An 11530-nucleotide genomic window follows, 5' to 3' on the forward strand; every position below is an offset into this window, starting at 1 on the left:
TCGCGCAAAAGGTCTATTGACTAAAATTAAACCTGCTGGTAACTCCTTACGCCATTTGCGATGATACCAATTAAATTCAAATGGCTCAAAATTTCTTGAGCTTGAATTAAATCACTTTGGGTTAACTGACCCATGCGCCCTACCATCACAATTTCATGGCAATACCCAGCTAAAATTCTCGCATCGGCTGTACCTAAAATGGGTGGAGCATCTACTAAAACTAAATCATAGGTTTGCTCAAGCTGTTTGAGCATTTCTTTCATCCGCTGAGAACTGAGTAGCTTGATTGTATCTTCTGGTTTAGGCCCAGCAGTCAAAACATCAATTAAGGGGTGAACAGGCTGGATGTAATTATGAATGTGGGTATTTGTTTCATCCAGCAGTAATAGAGATAAACCCCAATCATTAGATAATTGCAGGATTTTATGTAGGCTAGGATACCGGAGGTTAGCATCAATTAATAAGATGCGTCGGTGCATTCGAGCCGCACTAGCCGCCAGCCCTAATAATAAAGTAGTCTTACCTTCTCCTGATAAAGCAGAAGTAAACATCAAAGACCTAAAAGGTAGAGGATACTTGGATATTTCCAGGTTTTGATAGAGTATGTCCAAAGTTTCATGGCAAGGCAACCAATTATCAGTTTCGACAAAAGAAGTGGTTATGTTGCGTTTTCCATTTCCAGAAATGTTAGGTAGCCATTTCTTCAATCCTCTTGGCGTTAGTTTTGGTACAGATCCCAGTAATCGCAGATTTGTCGATTGCTGTAATTCTTTTGCTGAATAAATAGTGCGGGTAAACATTCCCCAACTTAAAGCTACGGCAATGCCCAAAATGGGACTCACTACCATACCTGCTAATAACAGTGATAATCTGTTAATTCCTATGAGCTTTCCTAAACTCGGTTCTTCTAACATCTGCCATTCCAAACCTCCTTGGGCAATTTTTAATCCCAAAGACTGTTGCGCCTGAAGCAGTTGTTCAAGTTGTTTACGTTTATTTTTTACCTCTGGTAATAGACGGTTATATTGTGCTACTAGACTTGGGTACTTGCTGAACTCAAAGCGTAGTCGTTGTTCTGTTTCAGCTAAACTCTTTTCGTTGGCGACTAATCCTAATGCAGTTGTTTGTAATTGAATTAATTCTTGCGATAACCTTAGATCAACTCCTTTTGACTGTTCTTGAGCAGCAGCAGGTTGTCTAACATCTCCTAATATTTGATTCCCTTCTCTCCTTAACAGAAATAACTGATTCTCACGTTGCTCTTTCAGTTGTTCTATGATGGGAGATTCATCTGTATAGCGCTTTTGTTCTTTAGCTAAAGTTAATTCAGTCTTTTTAAATTCATCCAATAATGTTTGGTAACTACTTGACTGATTTAAACGAGCAGCCATTCTAGCTTTTTGGGACGAAGTAGCTATTTCTTGCTGTAAGTTATTGTAGCGAGCATGTACATCTTGAAGCTGGGCGCGAGTAGTTTGTAGTTGCTGTTGCACCTGAGCCAAAGATTCAATCAGAGTTTTACTTTGGACTTCTGGATCAAGCAGATTATATTTTCGTCGAAAATGCTCTAAATTTTTTTCTGCTTGATTTACCTCTTGTTTAATCTGAACTATGCGACTATTGATAAAAGATAGCCCTTTATTTAAATGTCCTTTTTGTTGTTGAATATTGTAGTTTTGGTAAACCTTTTGTAGTGCTTGCAATACCTTCTTTGCTTTAACTGGATCGTCATCGCTAAAGGAGATTTCTAATATTTGCAAAGGCAGATTATTCGCTATTATTTTATCATCTAATCTTGCTACTGAAAGTCCAGTTTTTTGATTATTAGCTTCACTTTTGATATCTTCAATTGTGATATCTGGATAATACGGACGCAGCAGAACTATAGCTTGTTCAATTAGTTTAGGACTCAACAAAATTTTCATCTGCGCTGTGTAATCTAAAACTGGCAGACTAAAGTCAACAATTTCACTATCAACTCCATTCAAAATATTGCTGGTTCTGACTCCTACATTGGAATTAGAACTAACAAGTAATTGCATAGAGCTTTGGTAAGTAGATTTAGTGTTGACTGCAATTAAGCTGGTAACAGACATCACTACAAAAGAAACGCCTAATACTAAAAAGCGCCGCCGACGCAAAATTTCAGAAACTTGTCTAATACTAACCATTGAAAATGGAAAATTTATCATGATTTGCTGTTGATTAAAAATCATATTAGCCTCTCAAAAACTTTTTAAATATTCAAACAACATATTGAAATAAAATCGAGGAACAAATGACAAAACTTGTTTTCAAAATTTCATCAATTAACTAAATTTCTTAGGTGTTTTTTTATGCAGTATTTTTCATAAGCTATTTAAATTATAAATACACAAACTATTATTATAAATTCACCTGATTATCCCGAATATTATCCGAGCGTAAAATAATTAAAGATAAATCGTCAATGCTCTAGAAAAATCTTTATCAGATTCTAATCAGCAAAATTAAAATTATTGAAATACTATTTCGTAACTTTTTCCATGACCGAACCAGAAATATACTTATAGTTATGAATAATGCTGGTACTACACTAATAAAATTGGTTGCATAAAATTTTTATAAAAGCAAGTATATAAAAATACTAAAATGTATAATTGTAACTACCTTGCGATGAGGTAGTAATCTTCAACGCAAGTCTTAGTAGAATAAGATAAATATTGTAAATTTTTGCTTCTTAGTAGTTTGTTATGACTAAGTAGATTAACGAAAATTTTAACTATCAAATGTTTTGAAATGTTATCTAAACTAATAGTTATAAAAACAGGCACATCTGTATATAAAAAATACATTTATTTTCCATAAATTTGATAACCAGTTAATAACCGCATATCTTATTTTTTACTCAGAGTAAGTAAATGCAGTTAATTTTTTAGTTTTTGTGTTGATTGACTTAAGTGAAAAATTTATAAACTTATGAGATTTTTCCTGTTAGCTACTTAAGTAGCTTGTATGAACACAATTTTACTCAAAGTAGCAAGCAGAAACTTTGACTTTTAAGACTGATGCTTAAAAAACGGCAATCCAGGGTTTAAGTTGAAGATACCTTGTCTGGATTGGATGTAACTATCGGTGTGTTAGCAATTCTAGCTGTTATTGTAGCGATCGCCTGTCTGTTGCAATGTGGTATCAGAGTATGATGATTGCTGGCGATCGCATCTTATCAAGATTTTAGTCTTACCACGCCACTACTAATACACAGCATTAAAAATCTGTTGTGCGGTTAAATTTAAATCAGGGAAGGTTGCAGATTGAATCCTGTTGTCACCTCTAAATTTGCTAACACGATACTCTCCGTCTTCCAAGCAGCAAACCAAAATAGTAGGCTGTTTAGGATTGCCTATAAACTCTCTACCACCTAATCCGGCATAATCCACAATCCAGTATTCAGGAATTTCCATCTGTTCATAATCAGCGTATTTTTTTAGATAATCATCACGCCAGTTTGTACTCACCACTTCAATAACTAACGGTATTGATAAGCCTTGAATAACAGTAGATTCTTTTTTCCATAGAGGTTCATTGACTAAATTGGGGCGATTTAACAGCAGTACATCTGGTGAGTAAGCTGATTCATTTTCAGGTGTTTTGACTAATGCTGTTTTGGGTATGAAGTAGGGGAGATTTAAACGAATACACTCTCTAGTAATTTCAAAAGCTAAAAATCCAATTACTTCTTCATGATCTCCAGTTGGTTGTGGCATTTCAACAACTACTCCATCATGAAGTTCATAACGTTTCCCTGTTTGATCTGGATATTTAGCAACAAATTCATCAAATGTAATTAACTTGCGTAGAGATTGAGTCATGGCTGATACTACTGCTCCTCATATTTTAGCGTTAAGTGAGGTGCGATCGTCTGTCTGTTCCACTGAGGTATTAGGGTGTGATGATTGCTGGCGATCAGGATGGATGTTAGCTTAAATCTTCCTCAGTCAGATCAGCATCCTTCATAATGCTTTTCAAAGTCCCAATTGGTAAATCTCGATTACTATGAACTGGAATTGAAAGGATTGCATCAGCACCTTCTTTCGCATAAATATGATGACTACCAGTAATTCGTTTCAACTCCCAACCCTGCCGTTCTAAAATTTTACACAGTGCTTTTCCCGAAACGGCTTTCATAGTGATAACTCAATCAGCTGTTTTTCTGGTTCAAGTTCTTCTTGTTCGCTGGCTACTTCTAACCAGCCTTGAATCGCATCTTGCAACATTTCTAGAAGATGTTCGTAGCTGTCACCCCAAGTATGACATCCCGGTAAAGCAGGTACAGAACCACACCATACACCATCTTCTTGCCAGATAACAGCTTTAATTTTCATTGCTAATCATCCTCGTCAGACTGCGCCTCATATTTTAGCGTTAAGCCGAGTGCGATCGCTCGTCTGTTGCGATGTAGCTTGTGTTCACCACATATAGTTGCTAAATATACATAAATTTTTGGGTATTCTCAAATTCTGTTCTTTCTGAATGTTGATTAGGTTGTTACTTAGGGAAATATAAGTATAAGGAAATGCTTTGTTTGATTATCTAATGCGTAGATAAAGACAACCAACCACTAATCACAATCAGGAGTATTTAATGCCGATTCCATTTATCCTTGGTGCAATTGCTTTAGGAACTGCTGCTTATGGAGCCGTTAAAGGTGCTGAAGGTGTTGGCAACATGAAAGAAGCGAATGATATTGGGAGCCGCTCTCAAAAGCGTCATGAGTCTAGTGTTACTCAATTAAAAGCAGACTGGGAAGCTACTAATAAATTGGCAGAAGAGTATGGTCAATTTCAGCTTCATGTCAAAATACATACGATAGGCCGGTTTGTAGCTTTTATTGAGCAACTTGGTCAGCGCTCTTCTCCGGATATGCAGTCTTTAGAAGGGTTGGATGGAATATCAGTTCAGCAGATACAGGAGTACAAAGCTGATGCTATGGAAGCTGAACAATTTTTTAAAGGTGGTGTTAAGGCAGTTATTGCAGGAGCTGCGGCTGGTCAAGCGGCAACAAGTCTTGCTACGTCTGTAGGAGTGGCAAGTACGGGAGCAGCTATTTCAGGATTAAGTGGTGCAGCAGCTTGGAATGCAACTCTAGCATGGTTAGGTGGTGGTGCATTAGCAGCCAACGGTGGTGGAATGCTTGTTGGTACTTTCGTACTAGGAGGAATTACAGTTGGGCCAGCCTTAGCAGTTAGTGGCTTTGTGCTTGCTGGTAAAGGCGAAGAAGCTTTGACGAAAGCACGAGAGTATGAGGCTAAGGTTAACACTGAAATTGCCAAACTTGAAGCAGCTAAAGATTTTCTGGTACAAGTTAGACGGCGGATTACCGAGTTAAGCAACTTGGTGGAAAATTTGAATAATCGCGCCATATTCAACCTTGAAGAGTTGGAATCTCTACCTTTTGATCGCAGCAGAGATGCTAGTAAATTCCAACAGGTAGGGCTTTTAGTGAAAGCACTAGCAGAAATTATGAAAACTCCTATTTTAGATAGTGAAGGAAAGCTAAATCCTGTTACTGCAACTATCCAAGCTAAGTATCGTACCCTTGGAGGCAATTAAGAATGTCAGTGAAGAAAGTTACCAAAGCAGCAGTCAAAGAGTTTATCAATCCTGCTGAAAGTCTACAGCAAATGGTATCAGCTTACACTGATTACCTAACAATTGCTGAACAAGAAAAGACAAAGCGGCGAGAAATTGATGCTTGGGAAAAAGAAACAATCACTAAAATTAACGCCCAGCGTGACGTGTTGATGGCGTATTTGGAACGCTCTTTTGATGAACGAGCAGAAAACTTTCGTTCATTATTTACTATCGTTGATAGCGCGATCGCATCAGGTAACAATGAACAGTTAGCTCTCGCTTTAAATTCAATCACAGAAATAGCTAAATCTAGCCCATTCAAAGACTTAGCAAATTTAGCTTCTGTTCGTGCTGCACTTAACGATCCAAACCACGAATGGACATTTTGATTTTGTAGTTATGGTGATCAAAGCTTCTTTGCTATAGCTTTTGTAGAGATGCGACTCATCGTATCTCTATATTTTTATTCTTATTTTTGGATACGCTCAAGTTCTTCTCGCAAAACTCGCCGTAGTGTTTCTTCTAAAGGTTCACGACGCTGTTGAATATACTCAAGTAAAGCATCGTTGATTAAACTTTGATAATTTCTGCCACCTGCTAGGTGAACTTGCTCACGAAACCAAGCTAATACTTCATCATCTAAGCGAATTGCAATTCGAGTTTTGCCCGGAGGTGTCGGCTCAATTGCTCCTCGCGTACCTTGACTAAAATCATACTCTGATTCCATCACTTAACTTTCTTGAATATTATTGTTTACAGTGTGTTGCGGTGCATTGCAAAATAGTACAATATGAATATTGTGCAAGACAATCTCATCTGATAAGACAATGAGCAAAGAAAACATTACGTTTCGCATAGATCAGAATAAAAAGGTTGCACTTGAGGCAATTGCGACAGGGATGAACCGCGATCGCAGTTATGTACTAAATGAGGCAATAGACGCTTATCTAGATATGCACCAGTGGCAAATTGAAGAGATTCAAAAGGGAATTGCTGAAGCTGATGCAGAAGATTTCGCCAGCGAAGAAGAAGTAAAAGCGACCTTTGCAAGACTAACCAATGCAGATTAAATGGCTGCGTCGTGCGCTGCGTAATTTAGAACAAGCATATAGCTACATCATCAAAGAAAATCCAGAAGCGGCACGGGAAGTAATATTGAGGATTCAAACTGCTACAAGCCAACTAGAGAATTATCCCTTTATGGGGCGACCTGGACGCATCGAAGGTACAAGAGAGCTTGTAATATCTAACACGTCTTATCTTGTTATTTACCGAATCAAAGAAGATTCAGTGGAAATTCTTCGGGTTCTCCACTCGTCAAAACGCTATCCAAAGTAAGGTTCTTTGTAAAAAAAATTCAAAAATCTTCATCATCAACAAAAAACTCAGCATCCTCTTCCAACCGATTACCCCTCGAACCAGCCAAACCCCATAGAGGTTGCAGTACGGCTACACCAATTAACCCCATACCAGCGCTGAAAGCCAGCACTAAACCCACTGGTATCTGAATTGATTGGAAATTCAAAAATTTTAACGATACTGGCGTGGCATTTTGAACTGAGATAATAGCGATCGCCACTATCCAAATAGCCACAACAACAGATATCAATAAATTAGCAATAGTCTTCATCAAAAAATGCAGCCACTAATTAACGCAGTGAAAAGTAAGCAAAACTCCGGGTTTCCCAGCGCAAAACTTTTCAAGACAGACAGACGCAGATATTTATTAGCGCCCATCTGTGGTTTCAACTACTATCCTAACTTAGCGATCGCACTCTCCATCTCTTGAGCGATTTGGGAGAGTTTTTCGGGGGTGTTGGTTTCCATGTAAACGCGTACCAGTGGCTCTGTTCCCGAAGGACGCAATAGCACCCAGCTACCCTCTTCTAAGTAAAGTTTAATGCCGTCTTTGCGTCCAACTTCTTTGACTTTAATACCTGCAACTTCTGATGGTGGATTTTTGGTATAGAAGTTCATGACATCAGTTTTGTGGGCTTCAGTTAGGTGTAAGTCAAGACGATTATTATACAAAGGCCCGTCAGCCTCGGCGATCGCTTCTTTGACCAGTTGACTTAGGGGTTTACCTTCATAGGCGATCGTTTCTGCTACTAGCATATCGGCTAAAACACCGTCTTTTTCGGGAATATGCCCAATTATACTTAAACCACCTGATTCTTCACCGCCAATCAGTACGGTAGTTTCCCGCATTTTTTCACCGATATACTTAAAGCCGACTGGTGTTTCATAAATTGGCAGACCGTACTTAACTGCCAGATTGTCCAGCAAGTGGGTTGTGGCTACCGTGCGAACGATCGCCCCACTCTTACCTTTGTTTTTAATTAAATGCCGTGCTAACACTAATAATACAGTGTTAGGGGTGAGGACATTGCCTTGTTCATCTACGATACCAAAGCGATCGCTATCGCCATCTGTTGCCAAACCTAAATCAGCTTTGTCGCGGCGAACTGCTTCCACCAACTCAACTAATTGTTCGCCTTTCGGTTCTGGCATTCCGCCGCCAAACAATACATCCCGCCAAGTGTGGAAACTTTCTAATTCCGTGCCACTTTGTTGTAAAACTTCATCTAAATAACCGCGAGATGTAGAATATAGCGCATCATATTTGACTTTGAGGTGAGCGCTTTTGATCCGTTCAACATCGAGCAATGTGTAGATAAATTGCAAATATTCTGGTTTGGGATCAAAAATAGAAATTGACCCGCTAGGGTTGTTACTAGGCAGTGCATCCGAGGCACTTTCAATATTTGCCACAATAGTATCAGTAATTTCTGGAGTGGCAGGCCCCGCATAATCGGGGATATATTTGATTCCACAATATGGTGCAGGGTTATGGCTGGCTGTAAACATCAATGCCCCCGCAGAATTTAAGTGACGGGCGTTGTAGGCAATTACTGGTGTGGGACAATCCCGATCAGTAACTTTGACTGTCCAACCCAAGTCTGCTAAGACTTGCGCTGCTGTACGGGCAAACTGATCAGCTAGAAACCGCGTATCGTAAGCAATCAGAACTGGTCTATCTTTGGAGTAGGCTGTTTCGAGGTAACTTGCGATCGCTCTAGTTACTTTTCGCACATTGGGGAAAGTAAAGTCATCGGCAATAATCCCTCTCCATCCATCAGTACCAAATTTGATTTTTCTGGAATTGCTACTAGCGCTCATGGTTGCCAATTTCTCCCGTCCATCTTCATTACTCTATTAGGAAGCTTCCCGCAAAGCGTGCGTAGCCGCAAGTATTTTCAGAGGTTATGAGCAGCAAACCAAAATATTAATGCTCAAATTTCTCTCCACTGTATTTTTTCTCACTGCTTGTTAGCGATGTCAACTCCCGACCGACCTTTTGCTAGTTATCACCTTTGGTCTTTAGTTGCCCCAGCAATAGGACAAGAACGCTGGCATTGTCAGATGCGACGTGGGTTTATTAAAGCACGTCAACATGAACCCCAAGTTAAAGCACTGTTAACAAAGGCTACGCCACCCCAACGGATTGGTATACTCGCCCAAAAAGGCGTTTATGAGTTTCATCATAATAGACATTTGTTAAACAAATCCGATGGTGTAGAAAAAGTTGCACAGCTATTAAAACTCAGCAATACCAGCTACCAAGTTCAACAGCGAGTTATCCAAATTTTGAAAAAATATCAGGATGCGCCGTTGTTAAATGGTAAAAATATCCTGCAATTAACTCCAGGTGATGAAGGATTTCCGAAACCAATTTTCATTGGAAATGGCGATTCTTGTTTCCGCTTATATGCAGCTATGGACTGCATTTTTATTGATGGCGATCGTACTTTACATATTTTAGATTTTAAAACTGGAAAATCTGCTTTTGACCAGAGACAAGCGCTAGTTTATTTACTAGCTGCTCGTTATCTTTATCCTGGTAGACAGGCAGTAGCATCATTTTATAATTTAGAAATGGGTAAAAAGTCTGATTTGATTAAAATCAATAATCATGAATTTGAAAATTTAAAATATGAGTTAGCTAATATTGCTCATAAACATCAGGCAGATTTGCAACAATATCAAAAGAAAAATCATAATTTTAGTAAAATATTTCCTCCAAATCCTGGCTATCACTGCCGTTTCTGCCCATTTAATTCTATTTGTGATTTTGCCAGTGTCACTTCTTCTACCAACGTAGTAGTGCCAGTTTAATCTTAATTAATTATTAGTAACAAATCTCTTTAAAATAAGATATATCAATATTGCCAAAATAAATAATCATCGCAATATTAGCTTGTTCTAAAACTTGCACTAACCAGTTGATACCGTTGGTAGTAGCAGATTCGTAGTGATGAAATAAAATTGCTAACCGTTTTTCGAGATATGGTTTAACTTTGCGGCAAATTAGCACAATTTTTAGCAATAGTCCGATAGTAATTATCGTACCCTGGTTGCTAATCATGTCTATAAAATTGAAATGCTGTATGGATAAATGACTCTCAACTATTAAAAAATTCAATAACTGGCTACAGGTTCTCAAGATTAAAAATTCATCTAGTTTTTGGTCATCAGCTTGTGGTAGTGTGTTTTTTAACTGTGTATATAATTTTTGCTGCAATTGACGTTTTCCTGAGCCTCCAGCAATCGAAGTTATCAGATATTCATACAAATCGTCTTTAAAATCTCGAAAACAAGCAGTTTGTTGACTAGAATATAAAAATTTCTGTGCTAATTCTTGGTATGTGTAGTTACCTTCAACCTTACCGATAAAATGTTGAAGAGTGTCATGGAGTTGGCGATCGCTTAATAATGTAGGATTATTTACAGGCCGCAAAATCCGCTCGGCTTCATCTGCTGAGGCTTTTTTTAATATCTGAGTGCGTCGCACTTGATAAGTCACATATTTAGATAAATCAACTTCAAATCGTCTCTGCACCTGTGCTTGCATCTGCTTAACACGCCACTGGTGTTCAAAAGTGGAATCATCACTCATTAAACAATGTTCATATAAATAAGAATAGCGGTGAATTAAAGTGATTAAAGGCTGATTTTCATTACTAATATTTACCTCTGTACTTTTCGTCATTACCTCCATAAATCTGCGTAATATTAAGTATTGTTCAGTTGCGATAAACATTTGGATTAATTCGCGCAAACGCCTAATATTGCGATAACGAAAACTTGTATTTCTTGATCTAGTGGGTGATGATTCAAATAATTTTATTAGTTTTGGAATAGCATGATGCAATTGTGGCTGCATGTGCCAGCGATTAATCAAAATATGACAGCAACGGTTAATAAAAAATTTAAACTCGTTTACAGCATTTTTAGATGCTGTAATTTTATCTAAAATTAATAATATTTCTGGCTCAGGATAATCTGCACCTTCAATAAATAAAGCTCGACAACGCTCAATCATCTCATTCGGAGATTTGACTTGTACTAAGTGAAGCAAATGTTGATATATCTGCTGTTCTTCAGCACTAGACTGCTGAGAATTTTGGGCCAAGTATGGAGGTACATAAGATTGCTGGCTGGTGACTAGAGCATTACTCCCAGTAACCTGCCTTTTGGGAATTTTTTGATTTTTACAATTTATCCAATCATTCACTTGATAATTACCACTTTCAAACTAGGTTGACGAATTTTATTCGATTAGGTTTTTGTTGGTTCAAATTAAAGAAAACTAATTTCTATATTTACTGATGTTCCTGATTAGTTTCAGGGAAATAAATATAAATACTTATAATGATTTCACAACGTCCGCGTGTAAAAAGCATTTGTACCAACTATCTAACTACATACAGGAAGACTATCCTACTTATGAGAAACTGTCATGAGGGGGTCTACGGTTTATGCTGTGTACCTAGCCTACACAAGGAGTCCATACTGCCACCAATAAGTACAATAAAATTCTTGTAAGGAAGCCAAAATAGATGGAATTTTTCAGTAT

The 11530-nt window shown here is 37.9% G+C and carries 13 protein-coding genes; 5 read left to right on the top strand and 8 right to left on the bottom strand.

Annotated elements, in window-relative coordinates; all coding sequences use genetic code 11:
* Positions 1-26: 26 nt before the first annotated feature.
* The 4 genes from IQ259_RS06945 to IQ259_RS06960 all read right to left on the bottom strand — a co-directional run bounded on the left by IQ259_RS06945 (position 27) and on the right by IQ259_RS06960 (position 4364).
* Positions 27-2192: a polysaccharide biosynthesis tyrosine autokinase gene (locus tag IQ259_RS06945; protein WP_228014404.1), complete on the bottom strand. Its 2166-nt coding sequence runs from the start codon at positions 2190-2192 to the stop codon at positions 27-29.
* A 1041-nt stretch (positions 2193-3233) separates the two neighbouring features.
* Positions 3234-3851, bottom strand: coding sequence for a Uma2 family endonuclease (locus IQ259_RS06950; protein WP_193882947.1), 618 nt, complete (start codon positions 3849-3851; stop codon positions 3234-3236).
* A gap of 106 nt (positions 3852-3957) precedes the next feature.
* Positions 3958-4167: a type II toxin-antitoxin system HicA family toxin gene (locus tag IQ259_RS06955; protein ID WP_193882949.1), complete on the bottom strand. Its 210-nt coding sequence runs from the start codon at positions 4165-4167 to the stop codon at positions 3958-3960.
* Complete coding sequence (locus IQ259_RS06960) at positions 4164-4364, bottom strand: type II toxin-antitoxin system HicB family antitoxin (protein ID WP_193882951.1); 201 nt, start codon at positions 4362-4364, stop codon at positions 4164-4166. The genes IQ259_RS06955 and IQ259_RS06960 overlap by 4 nt, the downstream gene beginning before the upstream one ends.
* A gap of 259 nt (positions 4365-4623) precedes the next feature.
* Between IQ259_RS06960 and IQ259_RS06965 the strand changes: the two genes are divergently transcribed.
* Both IQ259_RS06965 and IQ259_RS06970 read left to right on the top strand, forming a co-directional pair.
* Positions 4624-5592: a hypothetical protein gene (locus IQ259_RS06965; RefSeq protein WP_193882953.1), complete on the top strand. Its 969-nt coding sequence runs from the start codon at positions 4624-4626 to the stop codon at positions 5590-5592.
* 2 nt (positions 5593-5594) lie between these two features.
* On the top strand, positions 5595-6002 hold the full coding sequence (locus tag IQ259_RS06970; protein ID WP_193882955.1) for a hypothetical protein: 408 nt from the start codon (positions 5595-5597) through the stop codon (positions 6000-6002).
* An 80-nt stretch (positions 6003-6082) separates the two neighbouring features.
* Here IQ259_RS06970 and IQ259_RS06975 read toward each other — a convergent pair whose 3' ends face one another.
* Positions 6083-6340 carry a BrnA antitoxin family protein gene (locus IQ259_RS06975; protein ID WP_193883062.1) on the bottom strand — a complete coding sequence of 86 codons (258 nt, stop codon included), beginning with the start codon at positions 6338-6340 and terminating at the stop codon, positions 6083-6085.
* A gap of 100 nt (positions 6341-6440) precedes the next feature.
* Between IQ259_RS06975 and IQ259_RS06980 the strand changes: the two genes are divergently transcribed.
* Both IQ259_RS06980 and IQ259_RS06985 read left to right on the top strand, forming a co-directional pair.
* On the top strand, positions 6441-6683 hold the full coding sequence (locus tag IQ259_RS06980) for a CopG family ribbon-helix-helix protein (protein WP_193882957.1): 243 nt from the start codon (positions 6441-6443) through the stop codon (positions 6681-6683).
* Positions 6673-6951 carry a type II toxin-antitoxin system RelE/ParE family toxin gene (locus IQ259_RS06985; protein ID WP_193882959.1) on the top strand — a complete coding sequence of 93 codons (279 nt, stop codon included), beginning with the start codon at positions 6673-6675 and terminating at the stop codon, positions 6949-6951. The genes IQ259_RS06980 and IQ259_RS06985 overlap by 11 nt, the downstream gene beginning before the upstream one ends.
* A 19-nt stretch (positions 6952-6970) precedes the next feature.
* Here the strand turns inward: IQ259_RS06985 and IQ259_RS06990 are convergent, their stop codons facing one another.
* Complete coding sequence (locus tag IQ259_RS06990; protein ID WP_193882961.1) at positions 6971-7243, bottom strand: LapA family protein; 273 nt, start codon at positions 7241-7243, stop codon at positions 6971-6973.
* A gap of 122 nt (positions 7244-7365) precedes the next feature.
* On the bottom strand, positions 7366-8793 hold the full coding sequence (locus IQ259_RS06995) for a phosphoglucomutase/phosphomannomutase family protein (RefSeq protein WP_193882963.1): 1428 nt from the start codon (positions 8791-8793) through the stop codon (positions 7366-7368).
* 156 nt (positions 8794-8949) lie between these two features.
* On the opposite strand from IQ259_RS06995, the gene IQ259_RS07000 reads away from it, so the two are divergent.
* Positions 8950-9789 carry a PD-(D/E)XK nuclease family protein gene (locus IQ259_RS07000; RefSeq protein WP_193882965.1) on the top strand — a complete coding sequence of 280 codons (840 nt, stop codon included), beginning with the start codon at positions 8950-8952 and terminating at the stop codon, positions 9787-9789.
* Positions 9790-9802: 13 nt separating this feature from the next.
* Here IQ259_RS07000 and IQ259_RS07005 read toward each other — a convergent pair whose 3' ends face one another.
* A complete protein-coding gene (locus IQ259_RS07005; RefSeq protein WP_339383835.1) occupies positions 9803-11188 on the bottom strand; it encodes a hypothetical protein in 1386 nt (461 codons plus the stop codon).
* Positions 11189-11530 lie beyond the last annotated feature (342 nt).

The organism is Fortiea sp. LEGE XX443 (assembly GCF_015206815.1).
In the GTDB taxonomy this organism is placed as follows: domain Bacteria; phylum Cyanobacteriota; class Cyanobacteriia; order Cyanobacteriales; family Nostocaceae; genus Nostoc_B.

Coding starts and splice junctions, on each gene's coding strand:
- IQ259_RS06965 (WP_193882953.1), top strand. CDS start 4,624: ATGCCGATTCCATTTATCCTTGGTGCAATTGCTTTAGGAACTGCTGCT.
- IQ259_RS06960 (WP_193882951.1), bottom strand. CDS start 4,364: ATGAAAATTAAAGCTGTTATCTGGCAAGAAGATGGTGTATGGTGTGGT.
- IQ259_RS06980 (WP_193882957.1), top strand. CDS start 6,441: ATGAGCAAAGAAAACATTACGTTTCGCATAGATCAGAATAAAAAGGTT.
- IQ259_RS06975 (WP_193883062.1), bottom strand. CDS start 6,340: ATGGAATCAGAGTATGATTTTAGTCAAGGTACGCGAGGAGCAATTGAG.
- IQ259_RS06950 (WP_193882947.1), bottom strand. CDS start 3,851: ATGACTCAATCTCTACGCAAGTTAATTACATTTGATGAATTTGTTGCT.
- IQ259_RS06990 (WP_193882961.1), bottom strand. CDS start 7,243: ATGAAGACTATTGCTAATTTATTGATATCTGTTGTTGTGGCTATTTGG.
- IQ259_RS06995 (WP_193882963.1), bottom strand. CDS start 8,793: ATGAGCGCTAGTAGCAATTCCAGAAAAATCAAATTTGGTACTGATGGA.
- IQ259_RS07000 (WP_193882965.1), top strand. CDS start 8,950: ATGTCAACTCCCGACCGACCTTTTGCTAGTTATCACCTTTGGTCTTTA.
- IQ259_RS06985 (WP_193882959.1), top strand. CDS start 6,673: ATGCAGATTAAATGGCTGCGTCGTGCGCTGCGTAATTTAGAACAAGCA.
- IQ259_RS06945 (WP_228014404.1), bottom strand. CDS start 2,192: ATGATAAATTTTCCATTTTCAATGGTTAGTATTAGACAAGTTTCTGAA.
- IQ259_RS06970 (WP_193882955.1), top strand. CDS start 5,595: ATGTCAGTGAAGAAAGTTACCAAAGCAGCAGTCAAAGAGTTTATCAAT.
- IQ259_RS06955 (WP_193882949.1), bottom strand. CDS start 4,167: ATGAAAGCCGTTTCGGGAAAAGCACTGTGTAAAATTTTAGAACGGCAG.